This is a genomic window from Marinifilum flexuosum (assembly GCF_003610555.1).
Taxonomy (GTDB): Bacteria; Bacteroidota; Bacteroidia; order Bacteroidales; family Marinifilaceae; genus Marinifilum; species Marinifilum flexuosum.
The window spans coordinates 562,428-583,348 of sequence record NZ_RAPQ01000009.1 but is presented as its reverse complement, the minus strand read 5'-3'; the positions used below and the strand labels follow the sequence as shown (position 1 = coordinate 583,348).

22 protein-coding genes are annotated in these 20,921 nt (G+C 34.0%); 8 read left to right on the top strand and 14 right to left on the bottom strand.

Annotated elements, in window-relative coordinates:
* The first annotated feature begins 144 nt into the window (after positions 1 to 144).
* The 7 genes from BXY64_RS12375 to BXY64_RS12345 all read left to right on the top strand — a co-directional run bounded on the left by BXY64_RS12375 (position 145) and on the right by BXY64_RS12345 (position 9,167).
* Entirely contained in the window at positions 145 to 855 is a 711-nt protein-coding gene (locus tag BXY64_RS12375) for a cytidylate kinase-like family protein (RefSeq protein ID WP_120240302.1), read from the top strand.
* Positions 856 to 1,129: 274 nt separating this feature from the next.
* Entirely contained in the window at positions 1,130 to 2,338 is a 1,209-nt protein-coding gene (locus BXY64_RS12370) for a C1 family peptidase (RefSeq protein ID WP_120240301.1), read from the top strand.
* Between the two features lie 169 nt (positions 2,339 to 2,507).
* The gene (locus BXY64_RS12365) at positions 2,508 to 3,098 is read left to right on the top strand and encodes a porin family protein (protein ID WP_120240300.1); all 591 of its coding nucleotides are present in this window, start codon (positions 2,508 to 2,510) and stop codon (positions 3,096 to 3,098) included.
* Positions 3,099 to 3,223: 125 nt separating this feature from the next.
* On the top strand, positions 3,224 to 4,396 hold the full coding sequence (locus BXY64_RS12360; protein WP_120240299.1) for an ATP-binding protein: 1,173 nt from the start codon (positions 3,224 to 3,226) through the stop codon (positions 4,394 to 4,396).
* A 99-nt stretch (positions 4,397 to 4,495) separates the two neighbouring features.
* Positions 4,496 to 6,889 carry an ABC transporter substrate binding protein gene (locus tag BXY64_RS12355; protein ID WP_170150646.1) on the top strand — a complete coding sequence of 798 codons (2,394 nt, stop codon included), beginning with the start codon at positions 4,496 to 4,498 and terminating at the stop codon, positions 6,887 to 6,889.
* A 25-nt stretch (positions 6,890 to 6,914) separates the two neighbouring features.
* Positions 6,915 to 8,360, top strand: a complete 1,446-nt coding sequence (locus BXY64_RS12350) for a sigma-54-dependent transcriptional regulator (protein WP_120240297.1) — start codon at positions 6,915 to 6,917, stop codon at positions 8,358 to 8,360.
* A gap of 291 nt (positions 8,361 to 8,651) precedes the next feature.
* Positions 8,652 to 9,167, top strand: coding sequence for an LUD domain-containing protein (locus tag BXY64_RS12345; RefSeq protein ID WP_120240296.1), 516 nt, complete (start codon positions 8,652 to 8,654; stop codon positions 9,165 to 9,167).
* Positions 9,168 to 9,183: 16 nt separating this feature from the next.
* Here BXY64_RS12345 and BXY64_RS12340 read toward each other — a convergent pair whose 3' ends face one another.
* Positions 9,184 to 9,543 (bottom strand): winged helix-turn-helix transcriptional regulator, encoded by a 360-nt coding sequence (locus BXY64_RS12340; protein ID WP_120240295.1) that lies wholly within the window; start codon positions 9,541 to 9,543, stop codon positions 9,184 to 9,186.
* Positions 9,544 to 9,678: 135 nt separating this feature from the next.
* Here BXY64_RS12340 and BXY64_RS12335 point away from each other — a divergent pair, with 135 nt between their 5' ends.
* Entirely contained in the window at positions 9,679 to 10,347 is a 669-nt protein-coding gene (locus BXY64_RS12335) for an NAD(P)H-dependent oxidoreductase (RefSeq protein ID WP_120240294.1), read from the top strand.
* Between the two features lie 59 nt (positions 10,348 to 10,406).
* Here BXY64_RS12335 and BXY64_RS12330 read toward each other — a convergent pair whose 3' ends face one another.
* The 13 genes from BXY64_RS12330 to BXY64_RS12275 form a co-directional block, all read right to left on the bottom strand.
* Entirely contained in the window at positions 10,407 to 11,018 is a 612-nt protein-coding gene (locus tag BXY64_RS12330; RefSeq protein WP_120240293.1) for an NAD(P)H-dependent oxidoreductase, read from the bottom strand.
* Between the two features lie 61 nt (positions 11,019 to 11,079).
* On the bottom strand, positions 11,080 to 11,643 hold the full coding sequence (locus tag BXY64_RS12325; protein ID WP_120240292.1) for a YceI family protein: 564 nt from the start codon (positions 11,641 to 11,643) through the stop codon (positions 11,080 to 11,082).
* A gap of 176 nt (positions 11,644 to 11,819) precedes the next feature.
* On the bottom strand, positions 11,820 to 12,407 hold the full coding sequence (locus tag BXY64_RS12320) for a Crp/Fnr family transcriptional regulator (protein WP_120240291.1): 588 nt from the start codon (positions 12,405 to 12,407) through the stop codon (positions 11,820 to 11,822).
* A gap of 111 nt (positions 12,408 to 12,518) precedes the next feature.
* Positions 12,519 to 14,213 (bottom strand): beta-N-acetylhexosaminidase, encoded by a 1,695-nt coding sequence (locus BXY64_RS12315; protein WP_120240528.1) that lies wholly within the window; start codon positions 14,211 to 14,213, stop codon positions 12,519 to 12,521.
* Between the two features lie 38 nt (positions 14,214 to 14,251).
* The gene (locus BXY64_RS12310) at positions 14,252 to 14,851 is read right to left on the bottom strand and encodes a rubredoxin-like domain-containing protein (protein WP_120240290.1); all 600 of its coding nucleotides are present in this window, start codon (positions 14,849 to 14,851) and stop codon (positions 14,252 to 14,254) included.
* A gap of 210 nt (positions 14,852 to 15,061) precedes the next feature.
* Positions 15,062 to 15,607, bottom strand: a complete 546-nt coding sequence (locus BXY64_RS12305; RefSeq protein ID WP_147375985.1) for a hypothetical protein — start codon at positions 15,605 to 15,607, stop codon at positions 15,062 to 15,064.
* A 7-nt stretch (positions 15,608 to 15,614) separates the two neighbouring features.
* Positions 15,615 to 15,791: a hypothetical protein gene (locus BXY64_RS21365; RefSeq protein WP_170150645.1), complete on the bottom strand. Its 177-nt coding sequence runs from the start codon at positions 15,789 to 15,791 to the stop codon at positions 15,615 to 15,617.
* 11 nt (positions 15,792 to 15,802) lie between these two features.
* Positions 15,803 to 16,645: a prolipoprotein diacylglyceryl transferase gene (gene lgt, locus BXY64_RS12300; RefSeq protein ID WP_120240288.1), complete on the bottom strand. Its 843-nt coding sequence runs from the start codon at positions 16,643 to 16,645 to the stop codon at positions 15,803 to 15,805.
* Between the two features lie 31 nt (positions 16,646 to 16,676).
* Positions 16,677 to 17,246, bottom strand: coding sequence for a hypothetical protein (locus BXY64_RS12295; protein WP_120240287.1), 570 nt, complete (start codon positions 17,244 to 17,246; stop codon positions 16,677 to 16,679).
* Positions 17,247 to 17,533: 287 nt separating this feature from the next.
* Entirely contained in the window at positions 17,534 to 18,175 is a 642-nt protein-coding gene (locus BXY64_RS12290; protein WP_120240286.1) for a SanA/YdcF family protein, read from the bottom strand.
* 216 nt (positions 18,176 to 18,391) lie between these two features.
* Positions 18,392 to 18,667, bottom strand: coding sequence for a hypothetical protein (locus BXY64_RS12285; RefSeq protein WP_120240285.1), 276 nt, complete (start codon positions 18,665 to 18,667; stop codon positions 18,392 to 18,394).
* A 169-nt stretch (positions 18,668 to 18,836) separates the two neighbouring features.
* Positions 18,837 to 20,222: a DUF4932 domain-containing protein gene (locus BXY64_RS12280; protein ID WP_120240284.1), complete on the bottom strand. Its 1,386-nt coding sequence runs from the start codon at positions 20,220 to 20,222 to the stop codon at positions 18,837 to 18,839.
* A gap of 57 nt (positions 20,223 to 20,279) precedes the next feature.
* A complete protein-coding gene (locus BXY64_RS12275) occupies positions 20,280 to 20,903 on the bottom strand; it encodes a TlpA family protein disulfide reductase (RefSeq protein ID WP_120240283.1) in 624 nt (207 codons plus the stop codon).
* Positions 20,904 to 20,921 lie beyond the last annotated feature (18 nt).

Here is a 20,921-nt window from a genome sequence, read left to right as displayed (position 1 = left end):
GTTATGAATTACAAATTTATAAAAATAAAAAAACCTTCTTTTAAATAATCACTCTATATAACAAGAACCAAGCCATTTCATTTTTATATGTTCTTAAAAAATCTTAAATTATAAAGAGATAAACTAACTAATTTGGAGGTGGATATGGACAATATTTTGTTAAAGTACATGGAAAAAAGGTATGAATCAAAAATTATCGATCCTAAAAAGGAGATGTTTTGTGAAGGACCTGTTGTTACCATCTCTCGTGAGTGCGGATGTACAGCAATTAACATTGCAAACAGCTTGGCGGCAAAGCTAAGTGTAAAGACCGGAAAGAGATGGACTGTTTTGACCAAGGAAATTCTTGAGCGATCGGCAAAGGAATTAAATTTGGATCCCGCTAAAATTGAATATGTTTTTAATTCTATGGAAAAATCAACATGGGATGAAATTCTGGCAGCTCTGTCGAGTAAGTATTATCAAAGCGATAGAAAAATTAAAAAGACAATTGCCGAAGTGGTAAGGTCGTTTGCATGCAAAGGCAACTGTATTATTATAGGTAGAGGAGGCGTAGTACTAACCAATGATATTGAAAGATCGTTTCATGTAAAATTGCATGCTCCTTTGGAATGGAGGGCTTCCCAACTGCAGAAAATTTACAAGCTAAGCATGGAAGAAATGCGTAAGTATGCAGAAGAAATTGATAAGAAAAGAGAAATTCTGAGAAATTACTTTAACAAAGAACCATTGCCAGCAACTGTTTTTGATGTCATATACAATTCAAAGAATTTACGAGAAGAAGATATTGTAGATTCCTGTATGGACCTGATGTCAAAAAAAGGAGTGTTGGGCAAACAAATTGTAATGGGTTAAATCAGCTTATTAATTCAAGAAATAAAATGAGAGTACTGCTTATGCATGCTCTCTTTTTTTATAGGGAAAACCAGAAAAATAAAGGGTTTGTCTAAAACATGTGTTAAACTGACAATAGTCCTTGTTTAAGGATTTGCTTTTGCTAATTTTGCAAGCGTTTGAATACATTATAACAAAATACATAAATGTTTATTACCGATTGATAAATAGTATAATAGGGAGTTGGTCGGTGTTGGAATCTTATTCCAAATGAACACTATAAAATTATTGACACATGAAACTAAAATTCTTAAGCGTTGGACTTTTAGCAGCAGGATTGGCTTTTTCGGCTTCTGCTGGAGTGAAAAAAGATGAGAAGAAAAAAGAAGCTTATCAGTTTTCTGATATCAAAAGATTACCTGCAACATCTGTAAAAGATCAGCACAGATCAGGAACATGTTGGTCATTCTCAGGTTTGTCATTCATCGAATCAGAAATGATTAGAATGGGTAAGCCAGAAGTAGATTTGTCTGAAATGTTCGTAGTATACAACTGCTATTCAGATAAAGCGAAAAGACATGTTAGAATGCATGGTAATTTCAACTTTGGTGGCGGTGGAGCCTTCCACGATGTTACTTATGTGTTGAAAAACTACGGTATCGTACCTGAAGGAGTTTACGAAGGATTAAATTACGGTGAAGAAGGACATACTCATGGTGAGTTGGATGCTGTTTTGAATGACTACGTTACTGCTGTAATCAAGAACAGAAATAAAAAATTAACTCCAGTTTGGCACAAAGGTTTCGATGGAATTCTAGATTCTTATTTGGGTGAGAAGCCAGAGAAATTCGAGTACGAAGGAAAAGAGTATACTCCAAAGTCATTTGCTAAGGATTTTGTTGGTGTGAATGCTGATGATTATATCGAGATTTCATCATACACTCACCACCCATTCTATGAAAAATTCATTATAGAAGTGCCAGATAACTGGTTGTGGGATGAGGTTTACAACGTGCCATTGAATGAAATGATGGAAATTATGGAGAAAGCAATCATGGATGGTTATACCATTGGTTGGGCTTCTGACGTAAGTGAAAAAGGTTTCATGTACAGAAAAGGTATCGCTATTGTTCCTGAAACTGAAACTAAAAACATGACAGATTCTGAAATTTCAAAATGGGAATCTCTTTCAAAAACTGAGAAAGCTGCCAAATTAAGTGGTGATGCTGGTCCTGTTAAAGAGAAAGAAATTACTCAGGAATTGCGTCAAATTGCATACGATAACTACACAACTACTGATGATCACGGTATGCACATTGTAGGTATTGCAAAAGATCAAAAAGATAACAAATACTTTATTGTGAAGAACTCATGGGCTGATGATAGCAACAAGTACGACGGATACTTCTATGCTTCATTCCCATTCGTAGCATACAAAACCATGTCTTTCATGATTCACAAGGATGCTTTGTCGAAAGAAATGAAAAAGAAATTGGGATTATAATTCCATCATAACAAAATATTAAACCCGGCTTTGAGTCGGGTTTTTTTGTGCTCGTTCGGTTTATTTAGTAGTATATATTATATTTTATAACATTAATCATTTTAAATTAACGATTAATGTTAAAAAAACTATTAAATTAGTATTTCTAAAAATTGAAAATTATTTAACTATGAAGAAATTAATCTTATTAGCAGTGATCTGTTTGTTCAGTTCTGCATTATTCGCTCAATTGTCATCTCCTATAAATTTTGGTGTACATGCTGGTTTGGTAAGTACAAAAATGGATACGAAAATGCCATCAGTATCAGAAGTTAAAGATAAGGCTGATAATGGAATGATGTTAGGTGCCTTTTTAAGAATTAATTTGAACAAATGGTATCTACAACCAGAATTAAACTATGTATCTAGAAAAAGTGAAGTTGTTGTTAATGGAGTTAGTGGAGACGTTAAAACTAAGAGCATGGATATTCCTATGTTATTAGGTTACAAGCTTGTAAAACTTCCTGCTTTTAAATTAAGAGCATTTGCTGGACCTGTTGCATCATTTAATATTGATGATAGCTTTTCTTCAGCTTTGAAGCAACGATTTGAAGATGAAGATTTAAAAGGTGCGGTTTGGAATGCTAAAGTAGGAGCAGGTGTTGACGTTTGGAAACTTACTTTGGATGTGGATTATGAATTTGGATTAAGCGATGTTTCATCTGAGTTCTTGAAGAAGAACAAAATGTTTAATGTAACATTAGGATTTAAATTGTTCTAATCAGATCGTATAATGAATTGAAACTGCTGATAATTTCAGCAGTTTTTTTTTGTCTTTATTTTTTAGATTTTATTTATTTGAATGATAAATAGATAAATTTGTAGTCGACCAAACCACGACCTAAAATGATTTTACCTTCTGAGACCAAGATTTCATTGTTAAGGAAATTAGATTTCCTGGCGGAGCAGGATGAAAAAGTTTTTGCTTACCTGTCTGAAATTGTAGAAATTAAGAATGTACCCGCAGGTGACTGCATTTTTACCTTCGGTGATCCGGGAGGAGCAGTATATGTAATTGCAGAAGGATGTATACAAATTCATGATGAGGATCACATTTTTATTGAATTAGATGAGTCCAGAAGTTTTGGGGAATACGCATTAATTGATACTGATACTCGTTCTGCATCGGCTAGAGCTAAAGTCGATAGTGTTTTGTTGCAATGTACACAGGACAATTTGAGAGAAGTTGAGATCAAATTCAATATTAAAATTATTGATACGGTTTTGATTCCTTTACAGAATATCAGAAAGCGTATGATGGTGAAGGATCAGTTGGAGGAAGAATTGACTCGCCAGAAGGTGATGATCGAAAGACAAAGAAAAGAGTTGGAACGTTTGAATGCGACTAAGGATAAATTCTTTTCCATTATTGCACATGATTTAAAAAATCCTTTTGCTTCATTAATTGGAGCTTCAGATTTTCTGGTAAATAGTTCTAAAGAGCTTGATAAGGAACAACTTCATAATTTTCATGAAATCATTAATCAATCAGCCAGAAGGGGATACAAATTGTTGGAAAACCTTTTGGAATGGGCCCGAATGCAGACTGGCAATATCAAATTTAAACCAAAAGAGGTTGATTTATGGAATTTGGTAAACGAAGTAGTCAATTTACTAACCGGAAGTGCAGAGCACAAAGAAATTTGTTTATCAGCAGAGATTGATGAAAACCTTAAGGCTTTTGTTGATGAGAACATGATTGATACGGTAGTGCGAAACCTGGTGAGCAATGCAATAAAATTCACACCTCGAGGGGGTGTAATTAAAGTTAGTTCGCGGGTGCTAGATCAATTTATTGAAATTACAGTAGCTGATAATGGAATAGGAATTACACCAGAAAACATTAGCAAATTGTTTAAGATTGATGAGAAGGTAACTAAGAATGGAACTGAAAATGAGACAGGAACCGGGCTTGGTTTAATTCTTTGTAAAGAGTTTGTGGAAAGGCATGGTGGAGAGATGAGAGTTGAAAGTGAATTGGGCAAAGGAAGTAAATTTATTTTTACGATTGCTGTTTGATAACCTCTTTAAAACTTCTGCGTAACATCTTAGCATCTGCCTAAAATGTTGATATTTCACTTATATTGGGCAAGTGTTTCTTATCAATTCAAAGACGATATGAGGTGTTTACGCAATTTATTAATCATTTTTTTTCTGTTTACTTCAATTGTTGCTTATTCCAATGGCAGGAAAAAAATACTCGTTCTTCATTCCTATCATCAAGGTTTGCGTTGGACCGATAATGTAAACTTGGGTATTCAATCTGTTATGGATTCCGTTGGGAATAAATATGAGCTTGATTACGAATATCTTGATACCAAAAGAAACCCATCACCCGAATACCTTGAGAAGCTAATTGAATTGTATGATTTGAAGCTGATGAAGGAAAATTACGATGCAATTATTGTGTCTGACAATAATGCACTCTCCTTTGTTCGCAATCATGGGGACAAATACTTTAAGAATACTCCTATTGTTTTTTGTGGGATCAATCATTTTAAAGATGAAATGATTGAAGGAATGCAAAATATAACCGGTGTTGCCGAAGAGGTTGACTGGGATGGAGTAATTGACCTAATCCTAACAACAAGACCCAATACCAAACAACTTGTTGTAATCAATGATAATATAACTACAACGGGAAAGCTCAACAAGTTATCCATGGTTGATATACAAAAAAAGTATAAAGATCAATTGGAGTTTATCTATTACGAAGATAAAACCATAGACGAATTGGTGACCGATGTAAAAAAAGTGAAAGGTGATACATCCATTTTGTTACTTACTTTTAACAAAGATAAACAAGGCAAGTTTATAAGCTTTCAAGATAATTTGGATCTTTTGATTCCAGCCAGCAAAGTTCCTGTTTATATTGTATGGTCATTCTATGTTAACGATGGTGTAATTGGAGGGAAAATTGTAAAAGGAAGTTTTCATGGCGAGATGGCTGCAAAAATGGTAGATAATATTCTAAGTGGAACACCTATTGATTCAATTCCTATTCATAGAAAACCTTTGGATCAATATGTTGTAAACTACAATGAAATAAAGCGATTTAATATTGACGATGGCGTTTTGCCAAAGGGAACATTTCTTCGAAATTCACCTCGATCTTTTTATAGTGAACATAGGGAGTGGGTGCATATTGTTCTGGGAATTATATCTATTTCTACCCTTATTATTGTAGTTCTATCTAGAGCAATCATCAGGAGAATAAGAGCGGAACGAGCTTTAATCAAAGAGAAAGAAAGGTTGAAAATATCAGTTAAACATGAGCGTTTACTTGGTATAATTGGGCGTTTGCTGAATGCTTCTGCTGATTTTAAGCATGTTTTGGATGATGTTTTAAAATTGATGACAGAGGAATTGAATGTAGCCAGAATAAGTCTTTATTCGATTCAATCATCTGATGACTTTGCTGTAAAAATTAAAAGTAGAATATCTACCAAAGGGAAAAATATTAAAGATGTTGATCAGTTCTATTTTTCGGAACTAGAGGATGTTATTGCGCGTTTGCAAAAGCACAGGAGTATTGTATCGAATGATCTTTCTAATTTAGGTGATAAGGCAAGAGAATTCTATCGCAAAAGAAATATCAAATCTGTGGTAATATTGCCTGTGGTTGTTGAGAAAAAGGTACTTGGCCTAATGGGGTTTTCTCAAAATCAACAATACAAATGGACAAGAGATGAAATATCCATCTTTTTCAGTACAGTCAATATGATTGCCAATGCATGGGAGCGAAATTCGTTGATGGAGGCAAGAATTGAGGCAGAACAAAAAAATTTGGATGCCATTCGATTATTGGAAGAATCGTCTCGATTGGCCTCCATTGGAGTTATGGCTGCAGGAATTACCCATGAAATTAATCAACCATTAAATGCCATAAAAATTACCGCAGATAGCGTATTGTTCTGGCAAAAAAGAAATCCAGGGGAGCTGCCTGAGATGTTTACCCGAAAAATCAAAACCATATCTGAAGGAACAGAGCGTATTGACTCCATTATTAAACATATGCGTAAATTTTGGGAGAAACCAAGAGATATCGGAAGCGAGACGGTTGACATGTTAAGCGCTGTTAATAGTGCTTTATCATTAGTGGAAAGACAAGTTTATGACCACAGTATTGAGTTGCAAAGTGATTTGCCTACAGAGGAGATTTTAGTACATTCCAATTTTATACAGTTTGAGCAAATTGTTGTTAATTTGATTGTAAATTCGATTCATTCGCTGGATAAGGTGAAAAAGGAATCCAAACGAATTTTAATCAGATTGAGCAAGGACAAGCAATATGGAATTTTTGAAATCCATGACAATGGAACAGGTATAGATGAAGAAATTCAAGAAAAAATCTATGATCCATTGTTTACAACCAAAGGACCTGAATCGGGAAGTGGATTAGGAATGGCCATCGTAAAATCTTTTATCGATCGATTTCAAGGAGACATTTCCAACTATAACAATGCCGATGGAGGAGCTAGCTTTATCGTTAAATTTAAATTACAAGAGTAAGTTTTCTTTATAAAACCTATTAATCATGAGGATATTAATTGTTGATGATGATATTTCCAGTGGGGCTGCAGTTGCCGAATTCATTGAGGAGCAATTGGGACATCAGATTAGTTTATGCCATAATGGAGAAGAAGCATTAAGATTAATGCAAACGGAAGATTATCGAATGGTAATATCCGACATGAGAATGCCTGGTATTTCAGGTTTGGAATTATTAAAAAGAATTAAAAGTACACAAGAAGGTAAAGTTATTGAGGTTGTTATTATGACTGGCTTTGGCGATATGGAAACTTCCATTGAAGCTTTACGGGGAGGTGCTTATGATTATTTACTTAAGCCTGTAAATATTGAGGAATTGGCAATACTAATTGAAAGGGTTGCCGAGAATATTCGATTGAAGACTGAAAATCGGGATTTAAAGGAAAATTTCGAAAGAGAGATTACTTCCGCTAAAAAAGATGAGGCAGAGAGAATTAATTATTACGAAACTACCATTAGAGAAATTACTTCGGTAGGTAAAATTGGTGTGTTTTCGGATGCCATGCGTGGAGTAGTTCGTATGGCAGAGCAATTTCATGAAGATCGATCGGTTCCTGTATTGATTGAAGGCGAAACAGGTACTGGTAAGGAGGTAATGGCAAGATTGGTTCATTTCGGTCAGGAGTCAGATACCTTGAAACCTTTCATCTCGATAAACTGTTCGGCAATTTCGCCAACCTTATTCGAGAGTGAGTTATTTGGTTATGCCGACGGAGCATTTACTGGTGCAAAAAAGGAAGGTAAGCCAGGTAAATTGGAGTTGGCACAAGGCGGAACATTATTCCTCGACGAAATTGGAGAAATGCCTCTGGACATGCAACCAAAGCTGTTGAGAGTATTGCAGCAAAAAGAGATGTATCGTGTTGGTGGTAGCCAGGCAATTGATTTGGATGTACGTATTATTTGTGCAACCAATCGGAATTTAAAGGAAATGGTTTCGGAGAAGACCTTCCGAAGCGATTTGTATTACCGATTGAATACTGGTCGTTTATACATTCCATCTTTAAAGGAACGAAAAGAAGCTATTCTGTCTTTTTCACAGATATTTTTGGATCAATATGCCAAGAAGAGAGGACGTAAATTTAAGTTCATCAGCAAAGAAGCTCAATCGATATTGAAGGATTACGATTGGCCAGGAAATATTCGTGAACTAAAAAATACCATCGAAAGAGCGACACTCTTGTATAATGATATCGAATTAAAACCCGAGCACATTAGATTTCTTCAGGCAGAAAATGAGGAGATAGCAGCAGGTGATCAGCCACTTATTCCAGGACGAATTATACTGCCTGAAAATGAACTTCATATTGAGCAATTGGAATTGGAGATTGTAAGGAAGGCTCTAAAAAAGTTCGATAACAACAAATCTAAAACTGCAGAATATTTAGGAATAACCAGAAGTGCACTTCGTAGCAGAATGAATAAATTATAGTGTTTTTAAACTTTCTTAAAATGTGAAAAAAATCCACAGTCGTGGAGAAAATTCACACTTTTAAATCAGCAGTAAATGTGCGATTTGGCCCGATTGTGCGAATTTGCCACAAGCTTAGAGTTAAATGTGCAGAATTGAACACTTTTGATGTAAAATGGTAGAGTCTGTATTGGTTGTTAATGTGCAGTATATCAGTGGTGTAACAAAACTTGAGTTTTCTTAACTTTTAGAATCACTCTTTGGCATTCCTTTTGCCTTTTAGATGCTAGTTTTAATTAAAATCTAAAAGGTATGGAAGTCAGAACATTTACACAGAAGCAAAATTTATTTTCGACAGAAAACAGGAGAGACCTTTTGGATTCATTTTTAGCGAATTCAAACCAATTGGGAAATGACTCTCTTAAAGTAGATCAGGAATTATTTATTGAAGCGGCAAGCAAGGAAAACGTTCAGTTTGAATTTATTCGCTTGAATAGTATTGACCTGCACAAAAAGTCATTTGAGATTAGTAATGCTAAAAATGCAATAATTGAAGCAGAATATGCTATTGCGGATTCAGGAAAATTGATTATTGATACTCAAGATTCAGATCAATTGTTGACCATATTCTTGGCAGAGACCTTACACATTATTGTTCCTTCAAGTAAAATATTACTCTCAATGGATGATTTGGAATTGATTAAAGGGCAAAAAGCCATTGATGTTGGCAGAGGCATTGCTAGTTTAACAAGTTCTGGCAGCAACAAGGGCTTAAGTTTTTCATCCAAATTAATTAAGACTTTGGTTTATGTAATAGAAGATTTATAAAATATGGGGCGAATGATTATTCGTCCTTTTTTTTATTTTCCACCTTCTCTTTTTCCATCTGCGCGCGCCCCCAAGCACCAATATGCTCTATAAATGGAATCAATTCTTTTCCCGTTTCGGTAAGCGAGTACTCTACTTTGGGTGGAACAACAGGATAAACCTTACGATTAAGCAGGTTATCTTCCTCCAACTCGCGCAAAGTTTGGGTTAACATCTTTGATGTAATATTCTGAACCATTTTTTTTAGTTCTCCATACCTCAATACATTATTTTGCTGATAGATGTACCAAAGAATACGAGCTTTGTGTTTACCACCTATTCTTCTAAACGCATAATCTAAAGCACAAATTGGAGCATCTGATTTTTTTTTAGTCATATTTAAATTTCTTGTGGTTGATAATAGGTTGATATTCAATAAAAGTATCTAAAAATATACTATGTATGAAAAAAGTATGTACTTGACACGAAAGTATATATAAGATATTTTTGAAGCAAGAAAAATTAATGCCGTATGAAAGAAAAAAAAGAAGAAATATTGAAAGCGCATGCATATCGTCGCGCAATAAAAGTTTTTGAAGAGGATCAGAAAATCTCAGATGATGATTTCGAATTTATTCTTGAGGTTGGAAGACGTTCTCCAAGTTCATTTGGATGGGAGCCTTGGAAATTTATTGTAGTACAAAATAAAGAACTACGTGAGAAATTGTCAGAACCTAGTTGGGGAGCACAAAAGCAATTGGCTTCGGCAAGTCACTTTGTTATTCTTTTGGCTCGTAAAGGAGATGAAATGCGTGTTGGATCGGAATATCTAAAATACAAATCGCAAGAGGTGGATAAACTTCCAGCTGATATTGAAGAGATGAAGTTAAAATTCTTTGGCAACTTTATGGATAATGAGTTCGACTTAACAGATGATCGTAAAATTTTTGACTGGGCTTGTAAACAGGTGTATTTGCCATTTGCAAATATGATGACAGCCGCGGCTCAAATTGGAATTGATTCTTGTCCAATTGAAGGTTTCGACAGAACCAAGGTTGAAGAAATTTTAGTTGACGAAGGAATTGTAGATATGAATAAACTTGGTGTTGCAGCAATGGTAGCATTTGGCTATAGAAAAGAGGATTCTCCCTTTCCTCAATCACGTTTTCCGATGGAAGAAATTGTTGAGTGGGTGAAGTAAATTATTAGAAGGGAGATGCGCTAACATCTCCTTTCTATAATCATTTTGTTTCTTGTGGATTATATGTTCCAGTTTTGAATTATCTGATCAATTTCTTGTTTTGCATTTGCGAATTCAGATTCGATGTTGTCAGGATTTCCGCTACTGGCATGAACAAAGCCGTAATCTTTAATGCCCATAAAGTCGAGTTCTATTTTTAGAAGGGTTTTTACATTATCTAAAAATTCATAATCCCCCAGGTATTTACCTGCACTGGTGTAAAGTGTTACAAATTTCATTTTATCCATTAATCCAAGGGGAGTTCCATTTTCATATTTGAATACTTTACCGCTTTGCATGATCGCATCTAAATATACTTTTACGATTCCCGGCAATGAAAAATTGTGCATAGGAAGAGCTAGAACTACCAAATCAGCATTTATAAATTGTTCATTTAGTTCATCAAGTGGTTTTATGGCTTCTGATTCTTTTGAATCAAGTTCAATTCCACCAAAGTTTCTTTTGGCATAAGCACCTAATGTAAGCTCGTCGAAATATTTTGGAGGCGATTTAAGCAAGTCAACTTCCGTAATATTGTGTTTTGTACTTAAATTTTCTGTAAAGTGGTTTAATAAACCAAGAGTATTTGATTTACTACCTGATGGTAGGTATTTTACGATTAAAATATTCATGATATTTTGCTTTTTTATTAGAATCGCATGGGATAAATCCCATGCTTGCCGTGATGAGGAATTAAATGATAAGTGAAATGTCAAGAGTGAAAATATCGCCAATCACTTTATCGCCTAAGTTGTCAAAGAATGAGTTTGAGCCATAACGAACATCAAATTTTGAACGGTCAACTTTAATTTGTGCAGTATAGCTGTTTCCATCTTTAAAAACATCAAAGCTTAAGCTTTCCGTTTTGCCTTTAATGGTAAGTTGTCCGGTAACTTTTGCCTTGCCATCTGCAAATTCTGTTGCTTTGCTGATCACAAACTTCGAGTTTGAAAATTTTTCAACTCCAAAGAAATCATCTGACTTTAAATGGCCAACTAATTTTTGATTGTATCCCTGGTCTTCAATATCAGTAACGGTAATGCTGTTCATGTCCATAACGATTTCACCGCCAATAATTTGATCACTCTTTAAAGAAAGGAACCCATGTTCAATTTTGATTTCTCCCTTATGAGATCCGCCTATTTTTGTTCCAGTCCATTTAACTTGAGATTCATTAATCTTAACTTGGTTTTTTTGTGCAAAAACATAGATGCCAGTTACAAATAATAGCACCAATAATAAACTTAACTTTTTCATGACTTTTAATTTATTTGTTGTATTAAAATTGTATTCTTCTGTTTTGAATATCTTTTAATACAAATGTAAAAGCATGAAAACTTGAAGTACTTGACCTGTGTTAAGAAATAAAATTGACCTATGTCAAGTGAAGTTTGAAAAAAAATAGATAATAGGGTATTGTAAAATCAGGAAGTCTATTGATTATTTTTCTTTCTGATTCTACTAAGACTTTCTGGTGTTATACCAAGATATGAAGCAATATAGGTAAGTGGAACCCTTTGAAACATATCGGGATGCTCCTTTAGCATGTCCTTGTATCTGTCGATAGCCGGTTCCCACATATTAGCATTTAAACGCTTTAGGGTGTTTACATAGGCCTTTTGAAAAAGAATTCTAAAGTAACGATCAAAAGCAGGAACTTCATCATACAATTGATCCAATCGATCTTTTGAAATGCGAATGTATTGAGTGTCCTCGAGCGCTTCTATATAGTATTTCGAAGGTTTCTGACTGAAAAAACTTTCCAAATCACCAACCCAATTGTTATCAAATCGAATGTGGTAGATATGTTCTACTCCCTTGTCATCTATATAGTAGGTGCGTATGCATCCTTTTATAATGAAATAATTGTACTTGCAAATTTCTCCCGGAACTAAAAGGTCTTTTTTCTTTCTGATACTGGCTTGTTCGAATGCAGATAAAATAGCGGATTCATCATCCTTGGTGATGTTCACCCATTTCTTAACGTAGTATATCAGTTTGTTTTCTTCAGGAGTAGTCATTGCAATTGATTTCTTTCTTGAACTTTAAAAATATATGTGAGAGTTGAATTATGCAAGAAGGCAACTACCATAATTGGAAATTGCCTTCTTATTTATTTTTTTATTTGGAGTTTACTCTTCGTCTTTGAAAACATGCTTGGCGTAATTCAAACCCAATTCGTCATACTTTTTTCTAAAAGTTGATAATCTCACTTTAAAATCATCCCAGTTTTTCATTTTTTTCTGCGACCACAATGATTCCGAAAGGGCTGTTAGTCGTGGTAAGAGCATATACTCGGCATACTCTTCAGTTCCGATGTATTCTGTCCATAAATTTGCTTGTCCTCCCAAAATGTATTTGTGTTTGCTTGCTTCCAATTCATCCGGAGTAGGATCGAAAGAATACACCTTTTCTACAGGAAGAAAACCACCTATTGCAATGGGTTCATTTGTTCTGTCTTTGGCTTGATAATGATCAAAGTAGCAATGAGAGTTTGGCGACATGATCACATTGTGATCTGCATTAGCTGCCTCAATTCCTCCTTTATTGCCTCTCCACGACATTACCGTAGCATTTGGAGCCAAACCCCCTTCCAGAATTTCATCCCATCCAATGATATTTTTTCCTTTGCTGTTTACAAACTTTTCTATTCGTTGGATGAAATAGCTTTGTAGTTCATGCTCATCCTTTAAGCCGTGCTCTTTTTTTCTTTTCTGACAAAGAGAACACCTTTTCCAGTTTCCTTTTGGACATTCATCGCCACCAATGTGGATGTATTTTGAAGGGAACAATTCAATTACTTCACTTAAGATATTCTCCAGAACTTCAAAGGTTTCTTCTTTTCCAGCGCAATAAACATCATCATATACGCCCCATGATTCCTGTACGATTTTAGGCTTGCCATTTCTTTGAGCTTTTTTTGATCCTTCGGAAATCATACCTTTTGGAACGATGCTATTTTCTTTCGGAAAACAGCTCAGAAATGGATAAGCTGCAATAGCAGCACTACTGTGACCAGGAAGTTCAATTTCAGGAATTACAGTAATGTGATTTTTTGCTGCATAAGCAATTACTTCCTTCACTTCTTCCTGAGTATAATATCCACCATATTTTAGGTTGTCATTTTCACTTCCGGGGTAATTGCCCACAATGGTTCCGTTTCTCAAGGCACCTACCTCAGTTAGTTTTGGATATTTCTTGATTTCGATTCGCCAGCCTTGATCTTCGGTCAAATGCCAATGAAATGAATTCATTTTGTGCATTGCCAAAATATCAATATATCGTTTGATAAAATCTACTGAAAAGAAATGTCGGGCTACATCCAAATGCATGCCTCTGTATGCATATCTGGGAGCATCAGTAATAAGAGTAGCGGGAATACTGGCAATTTCAGATTCACTTTCGCAGCGTGCTTTCTTTTGAATAAGTTGACGTAAACTTTGTATACCATAGAATATACCTTTAGCAGTTTTACCACTAATTTTAACTTTATTGTAATCAACCGATAATATATAAGCTTCGTCGGATTCCAATGAAGAATCGATGATCAAATTGATATTACCTTTAGTATTCTTATCTGTAAATTGGATTTCCTTTCCTGTTGAAAGAGATAAAATCTCTGCAAGATATTGAGCTTCGACTTCCAGATCTTTATCAGCTGTTACTTTTGTGTTTTGATCGATAATAAACCGACCATTTTTAACTTGGATATCAATTGGCTTTGGAATAATGGTATAATCCTGATCAGAATTTACGTAATCCTTCATTTTATTATTGCAGGATGCTAAAGTAAAAAAGCATGCCAATGTTAAGAGTAGATTCTTCATGGTTATCATCTATAAGATTGAATAGTAAAATATGATCCTTAAAACTTCCTTCCCCAAATTTTAACAGCACCACCCATACCAATATTCATTAATCGTTTGCCGGCATGTCCAAGTACAATACCACAGATTAATGCGATAGTACCACAAATCAATAACAAAATCTTTGATTGTAAATCTTCAATCCCTTTCCATGCTAAAAATGGTGTGAAAAAGGAAGCAATAAGCATTATGGTACTGTAAATGATTTTCTTTTTAAGAATAGGAGTGGTTACCGATTTAAAACGCAATTTACCATCGATCATTCCACTTAAAAAGGCACCAAAAACAGTAAATGGAAAGATTACTGCCGAGAATTTTGCTGTACCCAATAAAATTTCAGGGTAGAAGTTTGGGAAGAATAGATTGATTAGCAATGCCTGAAGTGCAAAAACCAATGTAGTTTGGGGGAAATGAACTGCAATAGGATGCAAATCGAGGTGTAAAATTCTACTTCGCCCTGGAGACATTCTTTCTTTGTATTGTTCGAATACTTTTTTTGGTAAACCACAAGCAGGGCATACATCCTGTAGTTCGCTTTCTTTCATTACATAGCCACAAGGTTTACAGATATACAGTTTGTCCTCTTGTTTTTCTTTCATAGTTGGTTAATTTTTTAGGTTATAGAACGCATAAATTTACCAAATCATGCAAAACAATATGTCAAAATAGATATTGGACTAAATTTAAATTAAGAATCAACAAAGTTTATCTATTAATTTATTCAATGAAAAATTTACTGTGTTCCAAGAGGTTTGGGCAAGAATTAAACTTATAGGTTGATATGATTGTTAAATCTTCGATTTTCGAATCTACCGAATTCGAATCTCATTTGCTTTTTTGATATTGTCTTCAGTCTTGGTTAAAATTCGAGCAATTTGAATATCTCCTATTTGCTTATGCATTGACTCTACTTCCAATTTTAAAATGTATTTTTCATCAATAAAGAATTCACTATAATCTAACTTTATAAAATCATTGTTTAACATGAAAATGGTTGGAGTATTAACACTTTTTATGTACTTCCTTTTTAAGTCATTTAAAGATATCCATTTAGGAGAGTATCCTTTTTTGAGAAAGATATTTATTTGTCCATAGTATGATTTTGTGTCGATTGTGAAGTCTTCCTTAAATACTGTTATGCTATCAATATTATTTGGAGCAATTGTGGCTGGATTAAAACCTTTAATATGTTTACCATTTATGAAATAGGCAGGATCTTTCTTTTGTGATTTCTTACTTTTATAAACAACCTTAAGAATGGTGTCATTTTTATAATTCAGATTAGAATTTTTCATTTGAGCATGGCATGCAAAATAGGCTATGCAAAATGCCAGAGTAACAAATATCTTCATCATAGATTATTTATTTAGTGTTACTAAATCTTCTTTCAACTTGCTGCCCTAAAAAATAGGCTACTAAAATAGGAACTAAAGCATAGCCAATAAAATTCTCCAGCAATTCAAAGTAATTCAATCCTGTTAGAATAATTGCTGTCAGAACAATAAACAGCACATCAATTACTATCTTATTTCTTCTCATGTTTCTATAATTTAAACTTGCAAACTCAATTGCTTTTTGGTTTTACTAATTCCATATGCGATAAACCCAAGCCCAACAATAATGTAGGGAATACTCAACAATTGTCCCATGTTGAATTGCATACCCGATTCGAATGCTACCTGATTTTCTTTAACAAACTCAATAAAAAAACGAGCTGTAAATATCAGAAACAGTACAGTTCCAAAGAGTACTCCATTTTTGAATTGCGCTCTCTTGGTTTTATACAAAAACAGCATAAAAGCAAAAATCAGGAAGTAACAGATGGCTTCGTACAATTGAGCTGGATGACGGGGAATGGTATCGATTCTCTCGAATACAAAAGCCCATGCTTTGTTGCTTGGCATACCAACAATCTCCGAGTTCATTAAATTGGCCAAGCGGATAAAACCAGCTCCCAATCCGGTAACTACGGCAATTAAATCGATGGTATCAAGCATAGAATGTTTGGTCTTGCGTGAATAAAGAAACAGGGCAATGATTAAACCAAGCGCACCTCCATGACTGGCCAATCCTCTATAACCTGTAAACTCAATTCCACTGCTGGATGTGAACTGAATTGGCAATAATATTTCCAAAGGATGATTTAAGTAATAGCCAGGTTCGTAAAACAAACAATGTCCTAGTCGGGCACCAAGCAGAATACCAATTATCCCATACATGGATAGTTTTTCTAAATTGGCTTCTGGTAGCTTTTCCTGTTTAAAGATCCATTTCAAAACAGTAATCGACAATAGGATACCACTAAGAAATAGTAAGCTGTAATATCGTATGGATATGCCTAAAATATTGAATATTTCAGGATCTGGGTTCCAGTTGATTTGAGTTAAAATCATTTTTCTTTAAAGTGTTATTCATGTATTTTATTTATTGGCAGACTTTTGAAATCAAACTTTTAAAAATTTCAAGTATGATTTCAAATTCTTCAGCTTCATCTATATGGCGATCTCCTAAAATAAAAAGTTCACCCTTAGCCAGATGAAAGTTGGAAATACTATTCTTTAGTAGAAGGTTCTTCAATTTGTTATCAGACAAGATATTTTTCATCTTTCTCTCATTGTTTGTAGTAATCAGGTATCTGTCGTCAAATTCTTTGTCACCAATTTCAATTTCCTGGTTATAAAACGATTTTATAATCTTTTCAATTACATCTTCAAATGTGATATAGAAGCGAAAATCCTTTATTCCTAAATTGCAGGTAACTCTTAAGAGGTTTATATCTGATTCCTCAAACCGAACCATGTAATTTTTAATTGGAACCTCCATGATTAAACGACTAAAAGTATTGCTGCCAGTTCTTTTTATTTGCAATGTTCCATTGTTTTTATCGGAAAACTTTTCCCAAGTTTTAAGTTTTTTCTCAATATCTATATATGGTGTTGCAGCAGGAATAAAAGCACGCATCACTTTTTCTATTTTCTTGATCAAATCAGGCATATCTATGTTTAGTTTTTGAATTTTCTAAATTACAAATTCAATTAAACATTAAAAATGATTTGGTAAAATTATTTACTGCTATAAAATAGTAAGTTGTTATACTTTGGTAAAGAATGGCGGCTAATTTGCTTTTTTAATATATCGTTTCATGAAAGCTATGATTCCAATATCAATGATGGAGCACAAGTACATCAATATTCTTGACTTGGCTATAGTAATATTGATCAAGTGATTTTATATTATCAATTAATTTACGTTACAAGTTTTTATCATTAATCGTATTGTTTTCATCTTATTTCAATTTTATCACCAAGAAATTTTGGCTCTTTACCAATTACCAAATCAATTACCATTTTAACTCTGGCAAGCTTTTCTCTAAGCTGAGTTTTAAAACCATAATGCACGCTTACATCTTTAGCATTAAAACCAATCGCATGAATATCTTTGCAATTGGCAATATAAATGGCTCTTTCATTATGAAATTGTTGAGAGATAATGGTGATGCTATTCTGACCAAAAATTTCTTTACAGCGAACAACAGAATCTAGAGTTCTAAATCCTGCATAATCAAGGTAAATTTTATTGGCAGGGATACCTTTACTTATCAAGTCTTTTTTTATAGTTGATGGCTCATCATACTCCTTGGTTGAATTGTCTCCACTTACAAGGATAAACTTAATTTTACCAGCTTTGAATAATGCTACAGCAGCATCAATTCTGTACTTGTAATAGAGATTAATCTGGCCATTTGATACATACTTGGCCGTACCAAGAAATAGGCCTACTTTATTATGAGGGATTTTCGTTGTGCTATTGTAGATTTTATCTGCGGCAGCTTTTTCAACCAATTTATTAGATCCATAGATACCAATCAAAAATAGAATACCTATGAAAAACAAAGTTTTAAATATCTTTTTAATATATATCATTTATCTATAAAATAAAAAATTACTAAAGTGTTGCAGAAATAGCATTATTGAATTTAAAGCGGGAGACCTATGAATTTCACCTTCCTAAGTTACCAAAACAATTAAACATTAAAAATGTGTCGCTAAAATTATTTATAAACAGAATCCCCTAGTTAACACCAGTTGCGATTCTGTGTTAGCTAGGGGATATATTTAATTTGCTGAATTAAAATAGAATCACTTTCTGCTGTCGTACATATAGAAACCAACCACATTTTTGTCCTTGTCGATTCTGATCTTTTTAAATACTCTCTGAAAATGATGCTCAGAAGTCAAAGCAGCCGATGGAATTGTATTTTTATTGGTATCCTCAACCAAATAGGACACTACAATCTCCCAAATGTCATCCTCTTTTAGTAATTCTGCTTGCTCTAATCTAAAATCAGGAGTATCCAGGTCGGTTAAATCCTGGAGTTGCAATTTTGCGATGTCGAATAATTCTTTTAGAGTCATGTTGTGGTGTTTTATGGGTATTTATTATCAAATTAAAGAGGCCTAACCCTTTGTCTTTCGTAGTACAAAAGATATGAATTAATTGGGGCGTTAGCCCTAAAATCTTCGTAGAAAAATAAGATACCATATTAATCTGGGGGCGTAGCCCTGATTTCTGATTAGTTCTTGCTTATTCCCCAGTTGTAAAATCCAACTCAAAATTTTCTTGCAGAGGAAAGCCTTGTTTGTCCTCGTTAAAAACAGAACGAAAATCAAGCAAATACTTGGTGTTAGGTTCTAGTTCAACATGAATACACAGAATGGTTCTTTCTTTGTTTTGCCATTCCAAATCCATTTTGGGCTGTTTGCCTTTATCACTTATTCCGTAGCTAGCCATTGGTTTATCATACTCTACAATAATCTCCTTTAAAGAAGTGCTTACATTGTTAGTTCCCTGTTTCAATGATGTACGAATAATCTTTGGGCAATTGCTTCTAAATTCGCTTAACAAATCATCTGCTATTAAATTGTTCTGCACCTTTACAATTTCGGGCATAAAATCATTTAGGGTAGGGTATTTCGATCGGTTAGATGAATATCGCTCTAATGCTTTATACAATTCATCTATCCACAGAAAACCTTTAGCTTTTTCAGCATTAAGTAATTTCTCCACTGCATTTTTACTAGCTCCATTGTCTTCAAAATACCTTATGGTCGAAGCTCTCACCAATATTTCATAAATCATGGTTTTGGCCGATCCATAGGCTTGTCTTTTCATTAAAGTTGAAACCGAAGCAAATAAATCCGTTGCTTTCGACTCCATATCCGAATAATATTTTTCACCTAATGGATTACAAAACGAGTGGCAGAATTCATGAACCAATGTGCTCTTTTGGTGCTTCTTAAAAACTGGATATCCAGTACTATCAACCTTATAGGCACTTAAAATGGAGTATATGTTTTCTTCACCCGAATTTGTTACATACTTTGGACCATAGTTTCCACGGTGTAGCAAACCTACAACAATATGGTATTTACCTTTGGGTTTGTAGCCAAAAAACTTTTCGAACCATTCAATCTTAATTTCATTGGAAACGATTTGAAAGCGCTCACAGGCCAAATCATACATTTTTTGATTGGCTTTAAAGAATGTATTAAACTTACTTTCCTGGTAAAAATTTCGAAGTGCCAGAACAAATTCATCGGCATAATTTCCCCAACGATCATCCAAACCATCTTTATTCAATTGTGGATTAAAATAGACCGAGTTGTTTTTAATTTCCAGCTGAATGGCCATCGACATTACAGCATCATAGCCAACACCTCGTTTCTTTTTAAGTTTTTGGGCTAGCTTCACTACTTCATGATTGCTATACTTGTTAAAGTATTCATCAGCAGCATCAGCATGTAGCTTAACTGCATTATTAATATATTCCGGCGATTGTGCCAAACGGAACACTACACTTAGCAATTCAACTCGCTCATCGTATTTCGGACTTAAATTGTCTTGAGCAAAAGAGCTGATACTTGTTGTCAGTAGTAGCAATAATGTTAATAATCTTGTTTTGGGTTTCATGGTAAGGTGTTTGTTGGTTAGTTGTTTTGTATCTGCTTTTACTGGCAGTATTTTAATTTATTCTTGCGTGTACTTCTTTATAATCATTGGATTGTCAAATATTTGTTCAGCTGATTGTGCAGTATTCATGTTGTTTATTCCATTGGCAATTACACATGCCATGAATTCATGTTGTGTTGGAAAAGGCAAACTACCTAGAATAATTCCCGATGAAGAAATGAGCAAGTATGTAGGAAATTCTTTAATCTTCTTAAAATAAAATTCATTTGCATTTGTGTCCGAATTTTCATCAAGAAATAATTGAGTACCACTTAATTTATATTTGTCAAGCATATCTTTCCAGCGTTGTTTATCTGTATCTATACAAATGCCAATAAACTGAATGTTTGTAGAATCTTTCAATATGCCTTTTACCTTTTCTAGATCTGGAAAATCTTGAATACAAGGTTTACAGTGTGTTGACCAAAAATCAATCACAAGCACTTTATTTTTAAACTTTTCTAACTTTACCTCTTCCCCAAATTTATTTGAAAGACAAAAGTTTGGAGCTTTTTTGTTTTGTAGATATTTAAGTTGTTTTAAATACTGCTTTTTTGCCTTTTCTTGCGATGAATTTTGCGAATATCCATAACTGCAAATTAAAAGTAGAAGGATAAGGAATTTTAGGTTTTTAAGTTTCATTTTTTTAAGATCATTTAT

Excerpts from the sequence above, each read along its gene's own strand:
- BXY64_RS12375 (WP_120240302.1), top strand. The coding sequence starts at position 145 with ATGGACAATATTTTGTTAAAGTACATGGAAAAAAGGTATGAATCAAAA.
- BXY64_RS12370 (WP_120240301.1), top strand. The coding sequence starts at position 1,130 with ATGAAACTAAAATTCTTAAGCGTTGGACTTTTAGCAGCAGGATTGGCT.
- BXY64_RS12365 (WP_120240300.1), top strand. The coding sequence starts at position 2,508 with ATGAAGAAATTAATCTTATTAGCAGTGATCTGTTTGTTCAGTTCTGCA.
- BXY64_RS12360 (WP_120240299.1), top strand. The coding sequence starts at position 3,224 with ATGATTTTACCTTCTGAGACCAAGATTTCATTGTTAAGGAAATTAGAT.
- BXY64_RS12355 (WP_170150646.1), top strand. The coding sequence starts at position 4,496 with ATGAGGTGTTTACGCAATTTATTAATCATTTTTTTTCTGTTTACTTCA.
- BXY64_RS12350 (WP_120240297.1), top strand. The coding sequence starts at position 6,915 with ATGAGGATATTAATTGTTGATGATGATATTTCCAGTGGGGCTGCAGTT.
- BXY64_RS12345 (WP_120240296.1), top strand. The coding sequence starts at position 8,652 with ATGGAAGTCAGAACATTTACACAGAAGCAAAATTTATTTTCGACAGAA.
- BXY64_RS12340 (WP_120240295.1), bottom strand. The coding sequence starts at position 9,543 with ATGACTAAAAAAAAATCAGATGCTCCAATTTGTGCTTTAGATTATGCG.
- BXY64_RS12335 (WP_120240294.1), top strand. The coding sequence starts at position 9,679 with ATGAAAGAAAAAAAAGAAGAAATATTGAAAGCGCATGCATATCGTCGC.
- BXY64_RS12330 (WP_120240293.1), bottom strand. The coding sequence starts at position 11,018 with ATGAATATTTTAATCGTAAAATACCTACCATCAGGTAGTAAATCAAAT.
- BXY64_RS12325 (WP_120240292.1), bottom strand. The coding sequence starts at position 11,643 with ATGAAAAAGTTAAGTTTATTATTGGTGCTATTATTTGTAACTGGCATC.
- BXY64_RS12320 (WP_120240291.1), bottom strand. The coding sequence starts at position 12,407 with ATGACTACTCCTGAAGAAAACAAACTGATATACTACGTTAAGAAATGG.
- BXY64_RS12315 (WP_120240528.1), bottom strand. The coding sequence starts at position 14,213 with ATGAAGAATCTACTCTTAACATTGGCATGCTTTTTTACTTTAGCATCC.
- BXY64_RS12310 (WP_120240290.1), bottom strand. The coding sequence starts at position 14,851 with ATGAAAGAAAAACAAGAGGACAAACTGTATATCTGTAAACCTTGTGGC.
- BXY64_RS12305 (WP_147375985.1), bottom strand. The coding sequence starts at position 15,607 with ATGATGAAGATATTTGTTACTCTGGCATTTTGCATAGCCTATTTTGCA.
- BXY64_RS21365 (WP_170150645.1), bottom strand. The coding sequence starts at position 15,791 with ATGAGAAGAAATAAGATAGTAATTGATGTGCTGTTTATTGTTCTGACA.
- lgt (WP_120240288.1), bottom strand. The coding sequence starts at position 16,645 with ATGATTTTAACTCAAATCAACTGGAACCCAGATCCTGAAATATTCAAT.
- BXY64_RS12295 (WP_120240287.1), bottom strand. The coding sequence starts at position 17,246 with ATGCCTGATTTGATCAAGAAAATAGAAAAAGTGATGCGTGCTTTTATT.
- BXY64_RS12290 (WP_120240286.1), bottom strand. The coding sequence starts at position 18,175 with ATGATATATATTAAAAAGATATTTAAAACTTTGTTTTTCATAGGTATT.
- BXY64_RS12285 (WP_120240285.1), bottom strand. The coding sequence starts at position 18,667 with ATGACTCTAAAAGAATTATTCGACATCGCAAAATTGCAACTCCAGGAT.
- BXY64_RS12280 (WP_120240284.1), bottom strand. The coding sequence starts at position 20,222 with ATGAAACCCAAAACAAGATTATTAACATTATTGCTACTACTGACAACA.
- BXY64_RS12275 (WP_120240283.1), bottom strand. The coding sequence starts at position 20,903 with ATGAAACTTAAAAACCTAAAATTCCTTATCCTTCTACTTTTAATTTGC.